Raw genomic sequence first — 22,037 nt, forward strand, 5'->3', positions numbered from 1 at the left:
GAATCGAATCAATGCCGCACATTTTGATCGTCGAAGACGAAACAATTATCCGCTCCGCCTTGCGCCGCCTGCTGGAACGCAACCAGTACCAGGTCAGCGAAGCCGGTTCAGTGCAGGAAGCACAAGAGCGTTTCAGCATTCCCACGTTTGACCTGATCGTCAGCGACCTGCGCCTGCCTGGCGCCCCGGGTACCGAGCTGATCAAGCTCGGCCAGGGCACCCCCGTGCTGATCATGACCAGTTACGCCAGCCTGCGCTCGGCGGTCGACTCCATGAAAATGGGCGCGGTGGACTACATCGCCAAGCCGTTCGACCACGACGAGATGCTCCAGGCCGTGGCCCGCATCCTGCGCGACCGACAGGCGGCGACCAGCAACCCGGCGGAACCCGTCGGCAAGGCCAGCGCCTCGGCGAAAGCCGGCGCCAGCAACAGCAATGGCGAAATCGGCATCATCGGTTCCTGCCCGCCCATGCAGGACTTGTACGGCAAGATCCGCAAAGTGGCGCCCACCGACTCCAATGTCCTGATCCAGGGCGAATCCGGTACCGGCAAGGAACTGGTGGCCCGGGCCCTGCACAATCTGTCACGCCGGGCCAAGGCACCGATGATCTCGGTGAACTGCGCGGCGATTCCGGAAAGCCTGATCGAGTCCGAACTGTTCGGCCACGAAAAAGGCGCGTTCACCGGTGCCAGCGCCGGACGTGCCGGTCTGGTGGAAGCGGCGGACGGCGGCACGTTATTCCTCGATGAAATCGGCGAGCTGCCACTGGAAGCCCAGGCACGATTGCTGCGGGTCCTTCAGGAAGGCGAAATCCGCCGGGTCGGCTCGGTGCAGTCGCAAAAGGTCGACGTCCGGCTGATCGCGGCCACCCACCGAGACCTCAAGAGCCTGGCCAAGATCGGCCAGTTCCGTGAAGACTTGTATTATCGCTTGCACGTCATCGCCTTGAAGCTGCCTCCCCTGCGCGAGCGTGGCGCGGACGTCAATGAAATCGCCCAGGCGTTCCTGGCCCGCCAGAGTGCGCGGGTCAACCGCACCGACCTCAAGTTCGCCCCGGACGCTGAACAAGCCATTCGTCACTACGCCTGGCCGGGTAACGTTCGAGAGCTGGAAAACGCAGTCGAGCGGGCAGTGATCCTGTGCGAGAGCCCGGAAATCTCTGCCGACCTGCTGGGCATCGACATCGAGCTGAGTGACCTGGACGACGAAGAATTCATCGGCCTGGCCCCGCAACAGGGCGGCGCCGCCAACAACACCAGCCACGAACCCACTGAAGACCTGTCCCTGGAAGACTACTTCCAGCACTTCGTGCTCGAGCACCAGGACCACATGACCGAGACCGAACTGGCACGCAAGCTGGGCGTCAGCCGCAAGTGCCTGTGGGAACGTCGCCAGCGCCTGGGGATTCCACGGCGCAAGACCGGGGCGACCAGCGAAAGCTGAGGTGTGGGGGTAACACCTCTGAATGTGAAAAAACTGTTACCCCAGTCTTTTTCACGTAACAGAAGCCGGGGTTTACGGTAACGAAACCCCGGCTTTTTTTCGCCCCGGGAAAATGGCTATAACCATAGAACCCCCGGTTTCGCTGGGTTTCGCAAAAGTTGGCACGCACCCTGCTATAGCTTTGGTACAAGAACAATAACAAGCAATGCAAAAGACAATAAAAATAAGACGAATCGACTCACGCACAATAAAAACAAGACGGCGAGAGGCGCAGCTAACTGATTCTTTTGGAGAGGCGTTGTATTTGGGGCTTGCCCCACAACCAGGCCGAGAACAATAAAAACTGTCTCAAGACAGGTGCCTGAACTGGTTGGATCGACAGATCACTGCAACACAGCGACCAAAGCAATCCGTTTGCTCTTGACTCCCGATTGGGAGGGTCACGAAGGGAAAACCTCGTGGCGCGGGCACTCAACAAAAACAAGAAGCCCGAAACCAATAATAAAAACAGAGCACGCAACTAATTCTGGGGGAGCTTCGGCTCCCCTTGTGGTTTCTGTCGTTCCACTCTCCCGTAGCCTACAAGGCTTGTCGCGCAAGCTTGCAGCTCAAAACTCCTGCGTCCTACACCATCCCTCGACTAAATGCTAGAATCCCGGCCCATCATGCGGTCATTCTTTGTTTTTGGCCGAATATTCCTTCAAACAGTGCATCCCATGCTGAAGAAGCTGTTCCAGTCATTCCGTTCTCCCTTGCGTCGTACGCAACACATTCGCAGCACGCCTGAAGTGCTCAACAGCGGCCAGCATTCACTGCAAAAGGCCCAGTTCAGCCGTTATGCGGTGAACATCGTCGAACGTTTGCAGAACGCCGGCTACCAGGCTTACCTGGTCGGTGGCTGCGTGCGCGACATGCTGCTCAACATCACGCCCAAGGATTTCGACGTCGCCACCAGTGCCACGCCGGAACAGATACGGGCCGAATTTCGCAATGCGCGGATCATTGGCCGGCGCTTCAAGCTGGTCCACATCCACTTCGGTCGCGAAATCATCGAAGTGGCGACGTTCCGCGCCAATCACCCGCAAAACGACGAAGAGGAAGACAGCAACCAGTCTTCTCGCAACGAGAGCGGGCGCATCCTGCGCGATAACGTCTACGGCACCCTGGAAGAAGACGCGCAACGCCGCGACTTCACCATCAACGCCCTGTATTACGATCCGGTCAGCGAGCGCATCCTCGATTACGCCAACGGCGTACACGACATTCGCAATCGCCTGATCCGCCTGATTGGCGACCCCAAGCAGCGCTACCAGGAAGATCCGGTGCGGATGCTGCGGGCGGTGCGTTTCGCCGCCAAGCTGGATTTCGGCATCGAAAAACACAGCGCCCTGCCGATTCGCGAACTGGCGCCGATGCTGCGGGAAATTCCTTCGGCCCGACTGTTCGAAGAAGTGCTCAAGCTGTTCCTGTCGGGCAACGCGGCGGACACCTTCGAGATGCTGGTGGACCTGCAACTGTTCGATCCGCTGTTCCCCGCCAGCGCCGAGGCCCTGGAGCACAACCCGACCTATACCCACACCCTGATCAGCGAAGCGCTGATCAACACCGACCTGCGCATCAAGCAGAACAAGCCGGTAACCCCGGCCTTCCTGTTTGCCGCCCTGCTCTGGCCGGCCCTGCCGGCCCGGGTACTGCGCCTGCAGGAACGTGGCATGCCGCCGATCCCGGCGATGCAGGAGGCCGCCCACGAGCTGATCGCCGAGCAGTGCCAGCGCATCGCCATTCCAAAACGCTTCACCATGCCGATCCGCGAGATCTGGGACATGCAGGAGCGCCTGCCACGGCGCAGCGGCAAACGTGCCGACCTGCTGCTGGACAACCCGCGTTTCCGCGCCGGCTACGACTTCCTGCTGCTGCGTGAAAGCGCAGGCGAGCAGACCGATGGCCTGGGCGAATGGTGGACCGATTACCAGGACGCCAACGACAGCGAGCGCCGCGACATGATTCGCGAACTCAGCGGCAAGGATGACGGCGCCAGCGGCCCGCGCAAGCGTCGTCGCAGCAGCGGCGCCAAGCGCAAGCGTGCCGGTGTACCGAGCGCATCGGGCGAGTAATCGATGGAACGCATCTACATCGGCATGGGCAGCAACCTGGCCGAACCCGCCGAACAATTGCGCTGTGCCGTCCAGGCGCTGGCGCAATTGCCCGAGACCCAACTGGTGGGGGTCTCGGCGTTTTATCAAAGCGATTCCCTGCTGCCCGGCCAGCCGCGCTATACCAACGCGGTGGCGGCGCTGGACAGCCACCTGGCGCCGTTGGATCTGCTCGATGCGCTGCAAGCCATCGAAACCGGACAGGGTCGCGAACGCCTCGAACGCTGGGGCCCGCGCACCCTGGACCTGGACATCCTGCTGTTTGGTGATCGCCTGATCGACGAGCCCCGCCTCAAGGTCCCCCATTACCACATGCAGGCCCGGGCCTTCGTGCTGTATCCACTGGCCGAGTTGGCGCCCGCCGACCTGCGCCTGGCCGATGGGCGCCGGCTCAAGGACCTGCTTGCGGCGTGCCCATTCGTCGGCCTGGAACGCTTGCCTCCCAACTGACATAGATACCCTTGTGGGAGGGAGCCTGCTCGCGGTAGCGGCGGATCAGTCAATGTATATGTCGACTGACACACCGCTATCGCGAGCAGGCTCGCTCCCACAGGATCCGGTACCGGACAGTCAGATCCGGGACACTCCCTCTACGCTGAAACGCATCAGTAACCCCGGTAACACCCGGCGGTAACACATCCAATTGACTTCCCGAGTGCTCCTCACGACTATAGGCGTCCCGTTGCCGCCAACGCGGCGTTTAAAGGGCGCAGTCCAGGCCTTACAAGCACCACGCATAGAGGGTGCGCCTGTATAAATGACGAATCATGCGCGTTACTCGCAGTAATTCACGAGCGCCTAATGAGGACTTTTTCATGCCAGCTATTACCCTGACCACGCTGCAAGGTCTCAAGCAAAAAGGTGAGAAAATCGCCATGCTGACCTGCTATGACGCGACCTTCGCCCACGCCTGCAATGAGGCCGGTGTCGAAGTGTTGCTGGTGGGCGATTCCCTCGGCATGGTGCTGCAAGGTCACGACAGCACGCTGCCGGTGACCACCGCCGAGATGGCCTACCATGTAGCCGCTGTCAAACGCGGTAACACCGATGCACTGATCCTCGCCGACCTGCCATTCATGGCCTACGCCACCCTCGAACAAACCATGACCAACAGCGCCATGCTGATGCAGGCCGGTGCCCACATGGTCAAGGTCGAAGGCGCGTTGTGGCTGGCCGATTCGATTCGGTTACTGGCCGAGCGCGGTATCCCGGTGTGCGCGCACTTGGGCCTGACCCCGCAAGCGGTGAACATCCTCGGTGGCTACAAAGTCCAGGGCCGCAATGAAAACCAGGCGCGGCAGATGCGCGCCGATGCCATTGCACTGGAGCAGGCTGGCGCGGCGATGTTGCTGCTTGAATGCGTGCCCAGCGAGCTGGCTGAAGAAATCACCCAGGCGGTGAAGATCCCGGTCATCGGGATCGGCGCCGGTAGCGCCACCGACGGCCAGGTGCTGGTCCTGCACGACATGGTCGGGCTGTCGATCACCGGTCGCGTGCCCAAGTTCGTGAAGAACTTCATGACCGGGCAAACCTCCATCCAGGCGGCCCTGGGTGCCTACGTCGCTGAAGTCAAGGCAGCCACCTTCCCAGGCATTGAACACGGATTCTCCGCATGAACACCGTCAAAACCGTACGCGAACTGCGGGCCGCCGTGGCCCGTGCCCGCGGCGAAGGCAAACGCATCGCCTTCGTACCGACCATGGGCAACCTGCACAGCGGTCATATGGCGCTGGTGACCAAGGCTGCGCAACGGGCCGACTTCGTGGTGGCGAGCATTTTCGTCAATCCGCTGCAATTCGGCGCCGGCGAAGACCTGGACAAATACCCCCGCACCCTGGCGGCCGACCAGGAAAAACTACTCCAGGCCGGCTGCCATCTGCTGTTCGCTCCCAGCGTTGAAGAGATGTACCCCGACGGCATGGCCGGACAAACCCGGGTCAGCGTCCCGCAATTGTCCGAAGGCTTGTGCGGCGCCAGCCGTCCAGGGCATTTCGAGGGTGTGGCGACGGTGGTCAGCAAACTGTTCAACATGGTCCAGCCTGACCTGGCGGTGTTTGGCCAGAAAGACTTCCAGCAACTGGCGGTGATTCGCGCCCTGGTCCATGACTTGAACATGCCGATCCAGATCATCGGCGAGCCGACCGTCCGTGCCGAGGACGGCCTGGCGCTGTCGTCGCGCAACGGCTTCCTCAGCCCGGAGCAACGCGCGGTCGCACCCGTGGTCTATCGCAGCCTGAGCCAGATCGCCGAGGCGATCAGGCAGGGCCAACGGGACTTCCCGGCGCTGATCGGCGAGCAGCTCAAGCAACTCGAAGCCGCTGGCCTGCGCCCCGATTACCTGGAAATCCGTCACGCCAAGACCCTGCGTCCGGCGTCGAGCGAGGACCGCGACCTGGTGATTCTGGTGGCTGCATTTTTGGGCACCACGCGCCTGATCGATAACCTGCACCTGGAACTCGACACTCCCGCCTGAACCAACGCACACCCCGCGGGAGGAGGCCCGTGGGAGCAAAGCTTGCTCGCGATAGCGATCTGATAGTCGACATAGGTGTTGAATGTGACCGCGTCGTCGCGAGCAAGCTTTGCTCCCACAAGGCTCCCCCCCACAACAACTCAGTTTGTCCGCAAGACCTCATCGCGTTTCCGTCTGTCGGCCCCGTCCCACCCCCGTTGTATAAAAAAGTACCGGGAACCGGTCTTACAAAGTCAAGACAGATCGCAACGCGAGGTTTACTGTAGTCGCCCTGCGTCCGGCGATCGTGTCGACGCAGTGTCCAGACGCCCACCTCGAGCCGCGTCGGAATTTTTAGTGTACAAAAGGTCGTTCAAGTAAAAAGGAAACCCGCAGCGATGGCGTATTACCGAACCCCTCATGACGTGACCGCTCTGCCAGCCTGGCAAGCGCTGAATGACCACCGCAAAGCCATGCAGGATTTCAGCATGCGCGAAGCGTTCAATGCCGATCCGCAGCGTTTCACTCAATTCACCCTGTCGAGCTGCGGCCTGTTTCTCGACTACTCGAAAAACCTGATCAATGCCCAGACCCGCGACCTGCTGGTGGGACTGGCCAACGATGTCGACCTCAAGGGCGCAATCAAGTCGCTGTTCGAAGGCGAAATCGTCAACGCCTCGGAAAACCGCCCTGCCTTGCACACGGCCCTGCGTCGGCCAGTGGGCGACAAGTTGCTGGTCAACGGTGTCAACGTGATGCCGGACGTACATAAAGTGCTGAACCAGATCACCGACCTGGTGGGCCGCATTCACGACGGCCTGTGGCGCGGCTACACCGAAAAGCCCATCACCGACGTGGTGAACATCGGTATCGGCGGCTCTTTCCTCGGCCCGGAACTGGTGTCCGAAGCGCTGTTGTCCTACGCGCAAAAAGGCGTTCGTTGCCACTACCTGGCGAACATCGACGGCAGCGAATTCCATGAACTGACCATGAAGCTGCGCGCCGAAACCACGCTGTTCATCGTTTCGTCGAAATCCTTCAACACCCTCGAAACCCTGAAGAACGCCCAGGCCGCCCGCGCCTGGTATCTGGCCCAGGGCGGTTCCGAAGCGGAGCTGTATCGCCACTTCATCGCCGTGTCGAGCAACAACGCCGCCGCCGTGGCCTTCGGTATTCGCGAAGAAAACATCTTCCCGATGTGGGACTGGGTCGGCGGGCGCTACTCGCTGTGGTCAGCCATCGGCCTGCCGATCGCCCTGGCCATCGGCATGTCGAACTTCAAGGAGTTGCTGTCCGGGGCCTATTCCATGGACCAGCATTTCCAGAGCGCACCGTTCGAGCAGAACATGCCGGTGCTCCTGGCACTGCTGGGCGTGTGGTACGGCAACTTCTGGGGCGCGCAGAGCCACGCGATCCTGCCGTACGACCATTACCTGCGCAACATCACCAAGCACTTGCAGCAACTGGACATGGAGTCCAACGGCAAGAGCGTGCGCCAGGACGGCACGCCGGTGTCGACCGACACGGGCCCGGTGATCTGGGGCGGCGTCGGTTGCAACGGCCAGCACGCCTATCACCAGTTGCTGCACCAAGGCACCCAGTTGATCCCGGCCGACTTCATCGTGCCGATCGTCAGCTTCAACCCGGTTTCCGATCACCACCAGTGGCTGTACGCCAACTGCCTGTCCCAGAGCCAGGCGCTGATGCTCGGCAAGACCCGCGCCGAAGCCGAAGCCGAACTGCGGGACAAGGGCGCCAGCGAAGAAGAGGTGCAGAAACTGGCCTCCCACAAGGTGATCCCCGGCAACCGTCCGAGCAATACCCTGGTGGTCGAACGCATCAGCCCACGGCGCCTCGGCGCACTGGTGGCGCTGTATGAACACAAGGTGTTCGTGCAGAGCGTGGTCTGGGGCATCAACGCCTTCGACCAATGGGGCGTGGAACTGGGCAAGGAACTGGGCAAGGGCGTCTACAACCGCCTGGTGGGCAGCGAAGAAAGCCCGGCCGAAGATGCCTCGACCCAGGGCTTGATCAGCTACTTCCGCGGGCGTCATCGCGGCTGATCCCTGGGTTTTCACTCCCCCTGTGGGAGCGGGCTTGGTGGGAGCAAAGCTTGCTCGCGATAGCGGTCTGACATCAACCTATCCGTTGAATGTGACGACGTCATCGCGAGCAAACTTTGCCCCCACCAAGCTCGCTCCCACAGTTGCTTTGTACATGACTTGAACCCTCCCGCTACTGGGCGCATCTTTATGACTTGTCGCAAAAACAAGAATAAGGAACCGTCATGTTCGATATCAGCCAGTACCCCCACGCCGATGCCGTCCGCCGGGCTGCGCAACTGAGTCAAGACGAATACCAGCGGCTCTACAAAGAATCCATCGAACACCCCAGCGCCTTCTGGGCCGAGCAGGCCACGCGCTTTCTCGACTGGATGACGCCCTGGCAAACCGTTCAGCGCTATGACCTCAAGAACGGCGACGCGACCTGGTTCGCCGGCGGCAAGCTGAACGTCAGCGCCAATTGCATCGACCGCCACCTGGACACCCGCGGTGACCAGGTCGCGATCATCTGGGAAGGCGACGACCCCGCCGAATCGGCGCAAATCACTTACAGGAAACTTCACAATCATGTGAGCCGCCTGGCCAACGTGCTGAAAAGCCGTGGGGTGAGGAAAGGCGACCGGGTCTGCATCTACATGCCGATGATTCCGGAAGCCGCCTACGCCATGCTCGCCTGCACCCGCATCGGCGCGGTGCATTCGGTGGTGTTCGGCGGTTTTTCGCCGGATTCGCTGCGTGACCGAATTCTCGATGCCGATTGCCGCACCGTGATCACCGCCGACGAGGGTGTGCGCGGCGGGCGCTTCATACCGCTCAAGCGCAACGTCGACAAAGCCCTGGAAAGCTGTCCGAACGTCAGCACCGTGCTGGTGGTCGAGCGCACCCAGGGCGACGTGGACTGGGTTGAAGGGCGTGACCTCTGGTACCACGAGGCCATGCACGAGATGAGCGACGACTGCCCACCCGAACCGATGGATGCCGAGGATCCGCTGTTCATCCTCTACACCTCCGGCAGCACCGGCAAACCCAAGGGCGTGCTGCACACCACGGGCGGCTATTTGCTGCAAGCGGCGATGACGTTCAAGTACGTGCTCGATTACCGCGACAACGAAGTGTTCTGGTGCACCGCCGACGTCGGCTGGGTCACCGGCCACAGTTACATCGTCTACGGCCCGTTGGCCAACGGCGCCACCACGCTGATCTTCGAAGGCGTGCCGAGCCACCCCAGCAGTTCGCGTTTCTGGCAGGTGATCGACAAACATCAGGTCAACATCTTCTATACCGCACCCACCGCACTGCGGGCCTTGATGCGCGAAGGCACCGGACCGCTGCAGGAAACGTCGCGCAAAAGCCTGCGATTGCTCGGCAGTGTCGGTGAGCCGATCAACCCGGAGGCGTGGGAATGGTACTTCAACGCGGTCGGCGAACAGCGCTGCCCGATTGTCGATACCTGGTGGCAGACCGAAACCGGCGGCATCATGCTCAGCCCCTTGGTGAGCGCGCCACGGCTCAAGCCCGGCTGCGCCACCCGGCCAATGTTCGGCGTACAACCGGTCTTGCTGGATGAGGTGGGCAAGGAAATCAGCGGCGCCGGCAGCGGTGTACTGGCGATCAAATCCAGTTGGCCTGGGCAGATTCGCAGCGTCTTCGGCGACCATCAGCGCATGGTCGACACCTACTTCAAGCCCTATCCCGGCTATTACTTCACCGGCGATGGGGCACGCCGCGATGAGGACGGCGATTACTGGATCACCGGGCGTATCGACGATGTGATCAACGTCTCCGGGCATCGCATTGGCACCGCCGAGGTGGAAAGCGCCCTGGTATTGCACGACAACATTGCCGAAGCGGCGGTCGTCGGCTACCCCCACGACCTCAAGGGCCAGGGCATCTATGCTTTCGTCACGCCGATGAACGGTGTGGAGGCCAATGACGAGTTGAAGAAGGAGTTGCTGGCCCACGTCAGCAAGGAAATCGGCAGCTTCGCCAAGCCGGAACTGATCCAGTGGGCACCGGCGTTGCCCAAGACCCGTTCGGGCAAGATCATGCGACGCATCCTGCGCAAGATCGCCTGCAACGAACTCGACAGCCTCGGCGACACCTCGACCCTGGCCGATCCAAGTGTGGTGGAGGGGCTGATCGACAAGCGCTTGAATCGATAAGCACAAGAACCTGTGGCGAGGGAGCTTGCTCCCGCTGGAGTGCGTAGCACTCCCAAAAATCATAGGGCCGCTGCGCAGCCCAGCGGGAGCAAGCTCCCTCGCCACGGGACCGTATCGGGTTCGCAGCCTGATGCAACCTCAAACCCGATCTTTCATAACTGCTAAACTCCCGCGCCTCATTTCTCAAAGGCGCGCCCAGCATGTCTTCCTTGAATCAGGCGCTGCGCGCCGCCCTCGACCAGCGTCAGGAACTGCTTGGCCAATTGCATGAGCAAGGCACCGATTGCTATCGCCTGTTCCACGGCAGCCAGGAAGGCGCGCCCGGCCTGACCGTCGACCGCTACGGCCCGCAACTGCTGGTGCAGAGCTTCCATCAATCACTGGAGCGCGACGACCTGCTGCAACTGCATGGCATCGTCAACGAATGGCTGGGCCTGGAAACCTTGTTGGTCTACAACGACCGCGCCCGGGGCAATTCGCGCATCGACCGCCAGGACACGGTCCATCAGGCGGACGAGGCCGCCCTGCAAGACCTGGTCGGGCATGAATGGGGCTTGAATTATCGCGTTCGCGGCCGCCATGCCGGGCAGGATCCCTTGCTGTTTCTCGACCTGCGCAACGCTCGGGGCTGGGTCAAGGCACACAGCCGTGGCAAAAGCGTGTTGAACCTGTTCGCCTACACCTGTGGCGTCGGCCTGAGCGCTGCGGCCGGTGGCGCGCGGGAGGTGTGCAACCTGGACTTCGCCGAGGGCAATTTGGCGGTGGGCCGCGAAAACGGCCTGCTCAACCCCGATTTGCCGCCGATGGAATTCGTGCAGTCGGATTACTTCCCGGCGATCCGCCAACTGGCCGGCCTGCCCATCAGCCAGCGTCGCGGGCAGAAACTGCCAAGCTACGCGCGCCTGGAGCAACGCCAGTACGACCTGGTGCTGCTCGACCCACCGGCCTGGGCGAAAAGTGCGTTCGGCACCGTCGACCTGTTGCGTGACTACCAAAGCTTGCTGAAACCGGCGCTGCTCACCACCGCCGACAATGGCGTACTGATCTGCTGCAACAACCTGGCAAAAGTGTCCATGGACGACTGGCGCGAGCAGGTGTTGCGTTGCGCGGAAAAGGCTGGCCGGCCGGTGCGCGAATGGAGCGTGCTGACGCCTGGCGGCGATTTCCCCTCGCTGGATCAGCAACCGCCGCTCAAGACGTTGATCCTCCAGCTCTAGGCCCGCGTCGAAATTCTTACCGAGAAAACCAGACAAATCTCATAAATCACAGTGGCTTCGGAACCGTAAACGCATGCCATACTCCAAGGCATTCCGAATTCACACCAAGATGAAGCCGCACATGCCCAAAGGATTGATTCGCGCTATCGGCGCTCTGTTGACCGCACTGGCCCTCTACAGCCTGTTGGGTTTCCTGATATTGCCGGGCATTGCCTTGCGCATCGCCAACCAGCAATTGGCCGCCCTTGCGACGGTGCCGGCCCAGATCCAGCGTATAGAACTCAATCCCTTCAGTCTGGAAGTCACCCTCTGGGGCCTGAATATCGGCGAACCGGGCAAGGAGCAGGTCGGCTTCGAACGGCTCTACGCCAACCTGCAACTCGATAGCCTGTGGTCCGGCGCCCTGCATCTGGTCGACATCGAACTGGACAAGCCCAAGACCGAAGTGGTGTTCACCAAGGACGGCCAGCTGAACCTGCTGGGCCTGTTCAAGCTGCCGGCCAGCGAACCGACGCCCGCCGACCCCGAGGCCAAACCGTTCCCCCTGCGGGTCGATCGCATCAAGTTGGCCGGCGGTTATGTGCATTTCCAGGACCTGCGTCCCAGCGAGCCCATCGAATTTCTCTACGACACCCTCGATTTCGAGCTGAAAAATCTCAGCACCCTGCCCGACGACAATGCCGACATGACCCTGGTGGCCGCCGGCCCAGAAGGCGGGCAGATCGACTGGACCGGTAATTTCAGCCTCACGCCGATCGCCTCCCAAGGCACGCTCAAAGTCACCGGCGGCCAGATGAAAGCCTGGTGGCCCTATGTGCGCGACGCCGTACCGCTGGTGTTGGAAAACGGCATCCTGAACCTCAGCACCGACTACAAGCTGAACCTGGCCAAGGGCACCGAGTTGTTGCTCAACAACGTCGCCGTCAGCGTTGCACCTTTCGCCATCAAGGCCCCCGATGGCCGTCCACTGGTGAAACTCGAACGCCTGGACGTCAGTGAAACCACGGTGGACCTGGCCAAGCAGCAAGTGGTGGTGGGCAAGATCCGCAGCCAGAAGCTGGAAACCTGGGCCGCACGCGAGGCGGACGGACAACTGGATTGGCAGAAACTCTTCGCCAGCCAGCCGGCCAAACCCCAGGTCAAGGCTGAACCGGCGTCCGCCCCGGCAGCGGCCGATTCGCCAAAAGCTGAACCGGCACCGCCCAGCAAACCGTGGCAGGTGATGTTGAAGGACGTGCAACTGCGCAACTACCAGGTGCACCTGGCCGACCGCCAGGCGCAGCCCGCCGTGGCACTGGAGGTCGGCCCGCTGAACCTCGACCTGCAGAACTACGACACTCTCAACGGCTCGCCCTTTACCCTCAAGCTGGACACCGGGATAGGCAAACAGGGCAAGATCCTGGCCGACGGCGAGGTCAACCTGAACCCGATCAGCGCACGGCTCAAGGTCAAGACCCAGGACGTCGACCTGCGTGTTGCCCAGTCGTACATCAACCCATTCATTCGCCTGGAATTACGCTCCGGGATGCTCGGCAGCGACCTGGCGGTGGATCTCAAGAGCACCGAGCCGCTGGCATTCGCCGTTACCGGTCGCGCCCAGGTCGATCAGTTGCACACCCTCGACACCCTCAAGACCCGCGATTTCCTCAAGTGGCAGAGCCTGGTCCTCGAGGGCCTGAACTATCAGCACGGGGACAGCCTGTCCATCGACAAGGTCAACCTGTTCCAGCCGTACGCGCGCTTCATGATCAACGACGACCGCACCACCAACGTCGATGACCTGCTGATCCCACAACCGGCCGACAGCGGCACGAAGAAAACCGCGGCAAAACCGGCCTCCCAGGAAAAACCGCTGGGTATCCATATCGGCGGCATTGCCATTAACGACGGCTCGGCCAACTTCGCCGACTTCAGCCTGACCCCGAACTTCGCCACGGCCATCCAGCAGCTCAACGGCCAGATCGGCACCATCGACAGCCGCCAGGCCAAACCGGCCAGCGTGGACATCAAGGGCAAGGTCGATCGCTATGCACCGGTCACCATCAAGGGTGCGGTCAACCCCTTCGACCCGATGGCCAGCCTCGACATCGCCACCAGCTTCAAACGGGTCGAGTTGACCACCCTGACCCCCTACTCCGGCAAGTTCGCTGGCTATCGCATCCGCAAGGGCCGGCTCAATCTCGACCTGCATTACCGGATCACCCAGGGCAAGCTCCAGGCGGAGAACAAGGTGGTGGTCGAGCAACTGCAATTGGGGGAAAAAGTCGACAGCCCGGACGCCGTGAGCCTGCCACTCAAGTTGGCTGTCGCACTGCTGAAGGACTCCGACGGCAAGATTTCCATCGAACTGCCGGTGTCCGGCGATCTCAACGATCCGCAATTCAGCGTCATGCCAATCATCTGGCAGACCCTGCGCAACCTGCTGGTACGAGCGGCCCAGGCGCCGTTCAAGCTCATTGGCGGATTGGTAGCCGGTGGCGGTTCTGAGGACCTGGGCAGTGTGTCGTTCGCTCCCGGCTCCAGCGATCTGAGCAAGGAAAACGAAGGTGTACTGCTCAAGCTGTCCGAGGCCCTGGGTAAACGTCCGGAGCTGCGCCTGGAGATCGAAGGCACTGCCGCCGAGAGCAGCGACGGCCCGCTGCTCGCCGCCCAGCGCCTGGAGCGCGAGTACCAGTACAACTACTACAAGATGCTGCAGCGTCGGGGCGATAAGGTACCGGCCCAGGCCTCGCTGATACAGGTGCCCGAGGATGAAAAACCACCACTGCTCGAAGGCATCTACCGCACCCGCCTCAAGACCCAGCCGCCCGCCGAATGGACGCAACTGGACAAAAAGGCGCGTATCGAGAAACTGCGTGAAGGCGTGATCAAGTTCTGGAGTGGCAGTGACGTGCTCCTGCGCCAACTTGGACAGGAACGGGCCAGCAGTATCAAGGACTTCCTGGTGGACAAAGGGCAACTGGCCGACGACCGCGTGTATTTCATCGACGCCAGCCTCGGCCAGGCCGAGAGCGATGGCCGAGTGATTACCCCTATGCACCTAGATGCCGAATAAATGAAAATCTGGTTCGGGCTCAGCCTGGTTCTATTGCTCGCCGCCGGCCAGGCCTCGGCTGCCAACACACTGCGCTGTGGCAACCAGTTGATCAGCGTCGGCGACCGCTCGAGCGAAGTGCTGCAAAAGTGCGGGGAGCCTGCGGCGCGGGATGACCTGGGCTATAAGCGCAGCGTCAATCGTCGGGAGGAATACCCGGTGGAAGAATGGACCTACGGCCCCAACAGCGGCATGTATCAGTACCTGCGTTTCGAGGGCAATCGGCTGGTGCAGATTACCAGCAAGCGTGGGCGCTGAGCTTGTCCACCCATATGTGTTGTGAAGTACCGCCTTCATCGCGAGCAGGCTCGCTCCCACATTGGATTGCGTTCTTCCTGAGAGAAATCGATCACCTGTAGGAGCGAGCCTGCTCACGATGGCAACAGCCCGGTGCCTGAGTCTGACCCACAGTTTGAGCCACCCTGAAATAGAACAGGCCCCCGACACGAATGCCGGAGGCCTGTAATGGCCACATCCTTGTGGCCTTTCGCATGAACTCCAAAGCGACGGCAAACGTATATCCTGGCCCGCTTGCCGCGCCTTCTCCCAGTCCAGGCGAGAAGTCTTAGCCTTACTCGGCTTTCAGGCCGTCAGCCGATACGGCCTTGACGCCTTTGATTTTCTTGGCGATCGCCACAGCGGTGTCTTTTTGTGCATCAGTGACTTTGGTCATCGAAGACAGGGACACAACACCTTTGTTGGTTTCGACTTTGATATCTGTGCCTGGAATGCCTTTTTCAGTGACCAGATCAGCTTTGACCTTGGTGGTGATCCAGGTATCGGAAACGTCTTCCTTGGCCTCTGTCACTTCGCCCGCAGCCAGCATCATTGGCGCCTGAGTTGCTTGAGTGGTCTCGGCGAATGCGCTAGCCATGGACAGGGTCAGAGCGGTAGCAGCGGCGGCAGTGATAGCGAACTTCTTCATACGAGTAACTCCTGTTTTTCTCAAAAACTGCCGGACGTGCATCCCGGCAGGGTTATCAGGAGTAGTGCGAAGGCTGTGCCACTTTTGAAATTTTTATTAATTTCTTATAAATCAGTAAGTTAAGCGAAGCGGCGATTTTCGTGATCATGCAAAATGCATGAAGCGGTGATTCTGGACATGCAACTTGCGGGTTTGGGTCTTTTTCTAAGCTAATGAATTGCGAAGGATTTTCTTTAACGAGGGAGCCCGCTCCCTCGCCACCCGATCAAGCGAACTTCAATTTACGGAGCCGCTGTACCAGTACAGCCGGCTGGCAAGAACTCCTGGGCAGCTGTCGAACCACAACTCCAAACACCTTCGGCAGAACGTGTAAGAGTGATCGCCTTGCCAAGGACCGGAGCGGGCGCGTTCAACAAGGTACATGCGATGGTACCCGTTCCAGCCGAAGCAGTACCTGAAGCGGTCAAGGTGCAATTGCTGGTAGGCGATGTCCCACCAATATTGGCCAATGATGGGTTGGTGCCTTGATTCATGATGTCCTCGAACGGCACCTTCAACGCAGATACTTCCGCCAGTCCCGCCGTTGCCTTGGCTCGCGCCTGGTACTTGGAATATTGCGGCAACGCAAAGGTCGCCAGAATGCCGATGATCGCCACGACGATCAGCAGCTCGATCAAGGTAAAGCCACTCTGCTTATTCATAGACATCTCCCATGCATGAGTCGGAATCTCATGACCTGAAACGGCCATTGCAGGGCACATGCCAACCCGGCAACCCCATGAGCAAGGGGGTTTCAACCAGCTCAACGGCTACGTCCTACCTCAACAACCGCACTATCTGACGTTTTTTGTCACCCTGGCTCGCTGGTTTGGCGTCGATGCTTGACTAGGCTATAAGTCATGAACTGTTCGCCGCCGGGATTCCCATGAATGACATCGCCCTCAGCGGCCTGACCAAGCAATTGGTACTGGCCGAACTGCTCACCGAGCAAAGCGCGCAACAGGCGTATCAACAGGCCCAGCGCAGTCGCATACCCCTGGTCAGTTATCTGGTACAGAACAAACTGGTCCAGAGCCGCCAGGTCGCGGAAATCGCCTCGGAGCACTTCGGCGTCGCCCTACTCGACCTCAACAGCCTGGACAAGGAAACCCAGCCCACAGGCCTGGTCAGCGAAAAACTGGTGCGCCAGCATCACGCCCTGCCGCTGTGGCGACGCGGCAACAAATTGTTCGTGGGCATCTCCGACCCCACCAATCACCAGGCCATCAATGACATCCAGTTCAGCACCGGCCTGACCACCGAAGCCATCCTGGTGGAGGACGACAAGCTCAGCGACGCCATCGAAAAGTTCTTCGAATCCAGTAGCACAGGCCTGGAAGGCATGGGCGATGTCGACCTCGATGGCCTGGACATCGAATCGATCGACGATACCAAACAGGATTCCATCGCCGGCCAGGACACCGACGACGCGCCCGTGGTGCGCTTCGTCAACAAGATGCTGCTGGACGCGATCAAGGGCGGCTCTTCCGACCTGCACTTCGAGCCCTATGAAAAAATCTACCGGGTGCGGGTGCGCACCGACGGCATGCTGCGGGAAGTCGCCAGGCCGCCGATCCAACTGGCCAACCGTATCGCCGCGCGCCTGAAAGTCATGGCCAGCCTCGATATTTCCGAACGACGCAAACCCCAGGACGGGCGCCTGAAAATGCGCCTGTCGAAAAGTAAATCCATCGACTTCCGGGTCAACACCCTGCCCACGCTCTGGGGCGAAAAAGTGGTGATCCGGATCCTCGATCCGTCCAGCGCGCAAATGGGCATCGATGCCCTGGGCTACGAACCGGACCAGAAAGACCTGTACATGGCGGCCCTCAAGCAACCGCAAGGGCTGATCCTGGTGACCGGGCCGACCGGCTCGGGCAAGACCGTATCGCTGTACACCGGGCTGAACATCCTCAACACCGTGGACATCAACATTTCCACCGCTGAAGACCCGGTGGAGATCAACATGGAAGGCATCAACCAGGTCAACGTGAACCCACGCCAGGGGCTGGACTTCGCCCAGGCCCTGCGTTCGTTCCTGCGCCAGGACCCGGACGTGATCATGGTCGGCGAGATCCGCGACCTGGAAACCGCCGAGATCGCCATCAAGGCCGCCCAGACCGGGCACCTGGTGCTCTCCACCCTGCACACCAACAGCGCCGCCGAAACCCTGATCCGCCTGCAGAACATGGGCATTCCAGGGTTCAACATCGCCACCGCCGTGCACCTGATCATCGCCCAGCGGCTGGCGCGCAAGTTGTGCAACCACTGCAAGAAGGCCATCGAGATCCCCGAAGAGACCTTGCTCAAGGAAGGCTTCCCCCGGGAACGCATCGGCACATTCACGATCTATGAGCCGGTCGGTTGCGAACAGTGCAACCATGGTTACAAAGGGCGCGTGGGGGTCTACGAAGTGGTCAAGAACACGCCCGAGCTGCAGCGATTGATCATGGCCGAGGGCAACTCGCTGGAAATCGATCTGCAAATGCGCAAGGACGGTTTCAATGACCTGCGTACATCGGGGCTGCTCAAAGTGATGCAGGGCGTCACCAGCCTCGAAGAAATCAACCGGGTCACCAAGGATTGAACATGGCGGTCAAAGCAGTCAAAACCGATGTTTACACTTGGGAAGGCAAGGACCGCAAAGGCACCAAAATGACCGGCGAGCTGACGGGCCAGAGCCCGGCCCTGGTCAAGGCACAGCTGCGTAAACAAGGCATCAACCCGCAGAAGGTACGCAAGAAGTCCACCTCGATATTCAGCAAGGGCAAGCGCATCAAGCCATTGGATATCGCCCTCTTCACCCGCCAGATGGCAACGATGCTCAAGGCGGGCGTGCCGCTGTTACAGGCGTTCGACATCATTGGCGAAGGCTTCGACAACGCCAATATGCGCAAGCTGGTGGATGAGGTGAAACAGGAAGTCGCCGCCGGCAACAGCTTTGCCGCATCGCTGCGCAAATGCCCGCAGTATTTCGACGACCTGTACTGCAACCTGGTGGACGCCGGTGAACAGGCCGGCGCCCTGGACACGCTGCTGGACCGGGTCGCAACCTACAAGGAAAAGAGCGAAGCCCTCAAGGCCAAGATCAAGAAAGCCATGACCTATCCAGCCGCCGTCGTTCTCGTTGCTGCAGTGGTCACGGGGATCCTGCTGGTCAAGGTGGTGCCGCAGTTCGAATCGGTATTCTCCGGGTTCGGCGCGCAGCTGCCGGCCTTCACGGTGATGGTCATCGGCTTGTCAGAGTTCATGCAGGAGTCATGGTGGATACTGCTCGGCGGGATGGTGGGCGGATTCTTTGGCGTGAAATACGCACTCAGGCGCTCCGAGGCCTTTCGTGACTGGCGCGATAAATGGCTGCTCAAGCTGCCACTGATCGGCACCCTGATGTACAAATCCGCCGTGGCCCGCTACGCCCGCACGCTCTCCACCACCTTCGCCGCCGGCGTGCCGCTGGTGGAAGCCCTGGACTCGGTGTCTGGCGCCACCGGCAACGTGGTGTTCAAGCGCGCGGTGCAGCGCATCAAGCAAGACGTCTCGACCGGCATGCAGTTGAATTTCTCCATGCGTACCTCAGGGATCTTTCCGAACCTGGCGATCCAGATGACCGCCATCGGCGAAGAATCCGGTGCGCTGGATGACATGCTCGACAAGGTGGCGAGCTTTTATGAGGCCGAGGTGGACAATCTGGTGGACAACCTCACCAGCCTGATGGAACCCTTCATCATGGTGGTCCTGGGGGTCGTCGTCGGTGGCCTGGTGGTTGCCATGTACTTGCCCATCTTTCAACTCGGCTCTGCGATCTGACATGCCCCTGAGCGAATTCTTCGTGCTGTATCCCCTGGCTTTCGTGCTCGTTGCGGCACTGCTCGGTCTGATCATCGGCAGCTTCCTCAACGTGCTGGTGTGGCGCCTGCCAAAGATGCTCGACCGCGAATGGCGCCTGCAAGCCCACGACCTGCTGGGCCTGCCGGCTGAAACCCCGGGCCCGATCTATAACCTGATGCTGCCCCATTCCCAATGCCCGCACTGCGGCCATCGCATCCGCGCCTGGGAAAACATTCCGCTGCTCAGCTACCTGATGCTGCGCGGTCGCTGTTCGAGCTGCGCCGCGCCCATCGGCAGGCGTTACCCCCTGACCGAACTGGCCTGCGGCGCGCTGTCAGCGTTCGTCGCCTGGCATTTCGGCTTTGGCTGGCAAGCGGCGATGGTGATGGTGTTGTCCTGGGGCCTGCTGGGCATGAGCCTGATCGACGCCGAACATCAATTGCTGCCCGATACCCTGGTATTGCCGTTATTGTGGCTGGGCTTGATCGTCAACAGCTTCGGGCTGTTCGTTTCCTTGAACCAGGCGATGTGGGGCGCGGTGGCCGGTTATCTGGCGCTGTGGTCGGTGTTCTGGGTGTTCAAGCTGATCACCGGCAAGGAGGGCATGGGCTACGGGGATTTCAAGCTGCTGGCGATGCTGGGGGCCTGGGGTGGCTGGCAGATCCTGCCGCTGACGTTGTTGTTGTCGTCGCTGGTGGGCGCCGTTATCGGGGTCATCGTGCTGCGCCTGCGGGATGCCCCAGGGTCGACGCAGATCCCCTTTGGGCCTTATCTGGCCATTGCCGGCTGGATTGCCTTGCTCTGGGGTGGTCAAATAACCGACTTCTATTGGCAGTCTGTCGGTTTCTAATGAATACCCCCCTGGAAAAACCCTGGATTCTCGGCCTGACCGGTGGCATCGGCAGCGGCAAGAGCGCAGCGGCCCAGCATTTCATCGATCTGGGTGTGCACGTGATCGACGCCGATCATGCGGCGCGCTGGGTGGTCGAGCCCGGGCGTCCGACGCTGGCGAAAATCGCCGAGCACTTCGGCCCCGGTGTATTGCAGGCCGATGGCGCACTTGACCGGGCGGCGCTGCGCAAGCTGATCTTCGAGAATGCCGACGAACGCCGTTGGCTCGAGGCGTTGCTGCATCCGCTGATCGCCGATGAGATCGCCCATCATCTGGCCCAGGCACAATCGCCCTACGCGATCCTGGTATCGCCACTGCTGATCGAGTCAGGGCAGTACGCCATGACCCAGCGGATCCTGGTGATCGATGCGCCGGAACAACTGCAGATCGAACGTACCTTGCAGCGCGACCAGACCAGCGAGCAGCAGGTCCAGGCGATTCTCAAGGCCCAGTCCAGCCGTCAGGATCGCCTGAGCCATGCCGACGATGTGGTGGTCAACGATCGCGACCTCGCCTGGCTGCACAGCGAGGTCGAGCGCCTGCATCACTTTTACCTTACTTTGCGTGGAGGCCAGTCATGAGCCAAATCCCAACCGTTGATTGCCCAACCTGTGGCGCCCCCGTGGAATGGAGCCCGGAGAGCAAATTCCGGCCGTTCTGTTCTGATCGCTGCAAACTGATCGACCTGGGCGCATGGGCATCGGAGGAACACAAGATTCCGGTCAGTCCCGATGCCGAGGATGAGCTGTTCAGCGAAGATTTCGAACCGCGTTCACATCATTAAGGCCGCATGAAACCGTAGTCCTGTTCATCGTCGAGGTTTTCCGCCAGGAAACTCAACTCATCGGCCAGGTCTTCTGGGCTGCGCACTGTTTTGCTCTGCTGCACGATCGCACTGAGCAAGGCACGCAGGCTCAAGCCCGGGTCGAAACCGATCTCCATTGCGGCATCGTGACTACGCCTGATCTCTTGTCTCGCCCACTCATAAACACTCATGGTTGTGCTCCTGGAAGTTTTCCAGAGCATGAAGGGCATGCGATTGTGCAGCCTTGACGTGAATCAAGGCTTGTCATCATCGTTCCACGGGGCCGACAGGTAGCGCGTGCGGTTGAAGGTTTCCAGCCATTCGGGGCTGAACACCACCAACGCACTGATCACCATGCCGTTGATGAAGGCCTCGGGAAAAATGATCAGCCAGAGGTAGCCGACAAAATCTTCCAGCCAGTAAGGCATGGCGAATATACCGTCGTACCACAGCAGGCCAAGCCCCAGCAGCAGGCACGCCAACGCCGAAAGCGCGGCAGCGAGAAAACCCGAGCAGAAGATATATACGAACAGATTGCGCGGCTGGGCGCGCTCCACCAGGATCGCGCAACACTCGGTAACCAGCACCGGCAACAGGATCAACAGCGCACCGTTGACCCCTACCGCCGCCATGTCCTGACGACCCAGCAGCACCAGCGCAAACTGTGCACACAGGCCCCCCAGGATCGCCAACGGCCAGTCCAGCAGCAACGTCACGGCGGTCATGCCGATGAAGTGATACGAGACACCCGTGTCGAAATCCCGGCGCACCAGCCACAGCATGAACAACGCCAGCACCGTGCCGAACAGCAGGTGCTGGCGACGACTGTCGGTGAACAACTCGACCCACGGTGCTCGCGACACCGCCCAGACCAATACCGGCACATAAATCAGCCAACCGGCCGCCAGGGTCTGCGGTGAGAGCAGTTCAGCACCGATCATGGGACTACTCCTTTCACTTGC

General features: G+C 60.7%; 19 protein-coding genes. 15 read left to right on the top strand and 4 right to left on the bottom strand.

Annotation, left to right across the window (positions count from 1 at the left end):
• The first annotated feature begins 11 nt into the window (after positions 1–11).
• The 10 genes from PSH86_RS25910 (at position 12) to PSH86_RS25955 (ending at position 14,844) form a co-directional block, all read left to right on the top strand.
• A complete protein-coding gene (locus PSH86_RS25910; protein ID WP_116833466.1) occupies positions 12–1,445 on the top strand; it encodes a sigma-54 dependent transcriptional regulator in 1,434 nt (477 codons plus the stop codon).
• A 716-nt stretch (positions 1,446–2,161) separates the two neighbouring features.
• Complete coding sequence (locus PSH86_RS25915; protein ID WP_057450877.1) at positions 2,162–3,559, top strand: polynucleotide adenylyltransferase PcnB; 1,398 nt, start codon at positions 2,162–2,164, stop codon at positions 3,557–3,559.
• A 3-nt stretch (positions 3,560–3,562) separates the two neighbouring features.
• Positions 3,563–4,048 carry a 2-amino-4-hydroxy-6-hydroxymethyldihydropteridine diphosphokinase gene (gene folK, locus PSH86_RS25920; RefSeq protein WP_109756352.1) on the top strand — a complete coding sequence of 162 codons (486 nt, stop codon included), beginning with the start codon at positions 3,563–3,565 and terminating at the stop codon, positions 4,046–4,048.
• Between the two features lie 365 nt (positions 4,049–4,413).
• Positions 4,414–5,214, top strand: coding sequence for a 3-methyl-2-oxobutanoate hydroxymethyltransferase (gene panB / locus PSH86_RS25925; protein ID WP_305485850.1), 801 nt, complete (start codon positions 4,414–4,416; stop codon positions 5,212–5,214).
• Positions 5,211–6,071, top strand: coding sequence for a pantoate--beta-alanine ligase (panC, locus tag PSH86_RS25930; RefSeq protein WP_305485853.1), 861 nt, complete (start codon positions 5,211–5,213; stop codon positions 6,069–6,071). Before panB ends, panC begins: the two co-directional genes overlap by 4 nt.
• Before the next feature lie 377 nt (positions 6,072–6,448).
• Positions 6,449–8,113 carry a glucose-6-phosphate isomerase gene (pgi, locus tag PSH86_RS25935; RefSeq protein WP_163856605.1) on the top strand — a complete coding sequence of 555 codons (1,665 nt, stop codon included), beginning with the start codon at positions 6,449–6,451 and terminating at the stop codon, positions 8,111–8,113.
• Positions 8,114–8,337: 224 nt separating this feature from the next.
• On the top strand, positions 8,338–10,275 hold the full coding sequence (gene acs / locus PSH86_RS25940) for an acetate--CoA ligase (protein WP_305485857.1): 1,938 nt from the start codon (positions 8,338–8,340) through the stop codon (positions 10,273–10,275).
• A 200-nt stretch (positions 10,276–10,475) separates the two neighbouring features.
• Positions 10,476–11,492 carry a class I SAM-dependent rRNA methyltransferase gene (locus PSH86_RS25945; protein WP_305485860.1) on the top strand — a complete coding sequence of 339 codons (1,017 nt, stop codon included), beginning with the start codon at positions 10,476–10,478 and terminating at the stop codon, positions 11,490–11,492.
• Between the two features lie 121 nt (positions 11,493–11,613).
• Positions 11,614–14,547 (top strand): DUF748 domain-containing protein, encoded by a 2,934-nt coding sequence (locus PSH86_RS25950; protein ID WP_212801465.1) that lies wholly within the window; start codon positions 11,614–11,616, stop codon positions 14,545–14,547.
• Positions 14,548–14,844: a DUF2845 domain-containing protein gene (locus PSH86_RS25955; protein WP_305485864.1), complete on the top strand. Its 297-nt coding sequence runs from the start codon at positions 14,548–14,550 to the stop codon at positions 14,842–14,844.
• A 313-nt stretch (positions 14,845–15,157) separates the two neighbouring features.
• Here the strand turns inward: PSH86_RS25955 and PSH86_RS25960 are convergent, their stop codons facing one another.
• Together PSH86_RS25960 and PSH86_RS25965 are read right to left on the bottom strand one after the other, a co-directional pair.
• Positions 15,158–15,511, bottom strand: a complete 354-nt coding sequence (locus PSH86_RS25960; protein WP_109756359.1) for a BON domain-containing protein — start codon at positions 15,509–15,511, stop codon at positions 15,158–15,160.
• 281 nt (positions 15,512–15,792) lie between these two features.
• Positions 15,793–16,212 (bottom strand): pilin, encoded by a 420-nt coding sequence (locus PSH86_RS25965; protein ID WP_134925863.1) that lies wholly within the window; start codon positions 16,210–16,212, stop codon positions 15,793–15,795.
• A 224-nt stretch (positions 16,213–16,436) separates the two neighbouring features.
• Between PSH86_RS25965 and pilB the strand changes: the two genes are divergently transcribed.
• From pilB to yacG, 5 genes are read left to right on the top strand one after another with little or no spacing between them, the layout of a single operon-like run.
• The gene (gene pilB, locus PSH86_RS25970) at positions 16,437–18,137 is read left to right on the top strand and encodes a type IV-A pilus assembly ATPase PilB (protein WP_109756360.1); all 1,701 of its coding nucleotides are present in this window, start codon (positions 16,437–16,439) and stop codon (positions 18,135–18,137) included.
• Between the two features lie 2 nt (positions 18,138–18,139).
• Positions 18,140–19,357 carry a type II secretion system F family protein gene (locus PSH86_RS25975; RefSeq protein ID WP_109756361.1) on the top strand — a complete coding sequence of 406 codons (1,218 nt, stop codon included), beginning with the start codon at positions 18,140–18,142 and terminating at the stop codon, positions 19,355–19,357.
• Between the two features lies 1 nt (position 19,358).
• Positions 19,359–20,228, top strand: a complete 870-nt coding sequence (locus PSH86_RS25980) for an A24 family peptidase (protein WP_109756362.1) — start codon at positions 19,359–19,361, stop codon at positions 20,226–20,228.
• The gene (gene coaE / locus PSH86_RS25985) at positions 20,228–20,851 is read left to right on the top strand and encodes a dephospho-CoA kinase (protein ID WP_305485871.1); all 624 of its coding nucleotides are present in this window, start codon (positions 20,228–20,230) and stop codon (positions 20,849–20,851) included. The genes PSH86_RS25980 and coaE overlap by 1 nt, the downstream gene beginning before the upstream one ends.
• Positions 20,848–21,054, top strand: coding sequence for a DNA gyrase inhibitor YacG (gene yacG, locus PSH86_RS25990; RefSeq protein ID WP_109756364.1), 207 nt, complete (start codon positions 20,848–20,850; stop codon positions 21,052–21,054). Before coaE ends, yacG begins: the two co-directional genes overlap by 4 nt.
• Here the strand turns inward: yacG and PSH86_RS25995 are convergent.
• Complete coding sequence (locus PSH86_RS25995) at positions 21,051–21,266, bottom strand: hypothetical protein (RefSeq protein WP_013694234.1); 216 nt, start codon at positions 21,264–21,266, stop codon at positions 21,051–21,053. The two genes, yacG and PSH86_RS25995, sit on opposite strands and share 4 nt — an antisense overlap.
• A gap of 63 nt (positions 21,267–21,329) precedes the next feature.
• Complete coding sequence (locus PSH86_RS26000; protein ID WP_116833474.1) at positions 21,330–22,016, bottom strand: energy-coupling factor ABC transporter permease; 687 nt, start codon at positions 22,014–22,016, stop codon at positions 21,330–21,332.
• Between the last annotated feature and the right edge of the window lie 21 nt (positions 22,017–22,037).

Source organism: Pseudomonas sp. FP2300 (assembly GCF_030687595.1).
In the GTDB taxonomy this organism is placed as follows: domain Bacteria; phylum Pseudomonadota; class Gammaproteobacteria; order Pseudomonadales; family Pseudomonadaceae; genus Aquipseudomonas; species Aquipseudomonas bijieensis.

Bases quoted from the DNA above. Each gene is read 5' to 3' on its own strand.
- PSH86_RS25945 (WP_305485860.1), top strand. From the start codon at position 10,476: ATGTCTTCCTTGAATCAGGCGCTGCGCGCCGCCCTCGACCAGCGTCAG.
- PSH86_RS25980 (WP_109756362.1), top strand. From the start codon at position 19,359: ATGCCCCTGAGCGAATTCTTCGTGCTGTATCCCCTGGCTTTCGTGCTC.
- acs (WP_305485857.1), top strand. From the start codon at position 8,338: ATGTTCGATATCAGCCAGTACCCCCACGCCGATGCCGTCCGCCGGGCT.
- PSH86_RS25915 (WP_057450877.1), top strand. From the start codon at position 2,162: ATGCTGAAGAAGCTGTTCCAGTCATTCCGTTCTCCCTTGCGTCGTACG.
- yacG (WP_109756364.1), top strand. From the start codon at position 20,848: ATGAGCCAAATCCCAACCGTTGATTGCCCAACCTGTGGCGCCCCCGTG.
- PSH86_RS25965 (WP_134925863.1), bottom strand. From the start codon at position 16,212: ATGAATAAGCAGAGTGGCTTTACCTTGATCGAGCTGCTGATCGTCGTG.
- panB (WP_305485850.1), top strand. From the start codon at position 4,414: ATGCCAGCTATTACCCTGACCACGCTGCAAGGTCTCAAGCAAAAAGGT.
- panC (WP_305485853.1), top strand. From the start codon at position 5,211: ATGAACACCGTCAAAACCGTACGCGAACTGCGGGCCGCCGTGGCCCGT.
- pgi (WP_163856605.1), top strand. From the start codon at position 6,449: ATGGCGTATTACCGAACCCCTCATGACGTGACCGCTCTGCCAGCCTGG.
- PSH86_RS25955 (WP_305485864.1), top strand. From the start codon at position 14,548: ATGAAAATCTGGTTCGGGCTCAGCCTGGTTCTATTGCTCGCCGCCGGC.
- PSH86_RS25995 (WP_013694234.1), bottom strand. From the start codon at position 21,266: ATGAGTGTTTATGAGTGGGCGAGACAAGAGATCAGGCGTAGTCACGAT.
- PSH86_RS25975 (WP_109756361.1), top strand. From the start codon at position 18,140: ATGGCGGTCAAAGCAGTCAAAACCGATGTTTACACTTGGGAAGGCAAG.
- coaE (WP_305485871.1), top strand. From the start codon at position 20,228: ATGAATACCCCCCTGGAAAAACCCTGGATTCTCGGCCTGACCGGTGGC.
- PSH86_RS26000 (WP_116833474.1), bottom strand. From the start codon at position 22,016: ATGATCGGTGCTGAACTGCTCTCACCGCAGACCCTGGCGGCCGGTTGG.
- PSH86_RS25910 (WP_116833466.1), top strand. From the start codon at position 12: ATGCCGCACATTTTGATCGTCGAAGACGAAACAATTATCCGCTCCGCC.
- folK (WP_109756352.1), top strand. From the start codon at position 3,563: ATGGAACGCATCTACATCGGCATGGGCAGCAACCTGGCCGAACCCGCC.
- pilB (WP_109756360.1), top strand. From the start codon at position 16,437: ATGAATGACATCGCCCTCAGCGGCCTGACCAAGCAATTGGTACTGGCC.
- PSH86_RS25960 (WP_109756359.1), bottom strand. From the start codon at position 15,511: ATGAAGAAGTTCGCTATCACTGCCGCCGCTGCTACCGCTCTGACCCTG.
- PSH86_RS25950 (WP_212801465.1), top strand. From the start codon at position 11,614: ATGCCCAAAGGATTGATTCGCGCTATCGGCGCTCTGTTGACCGCACTG.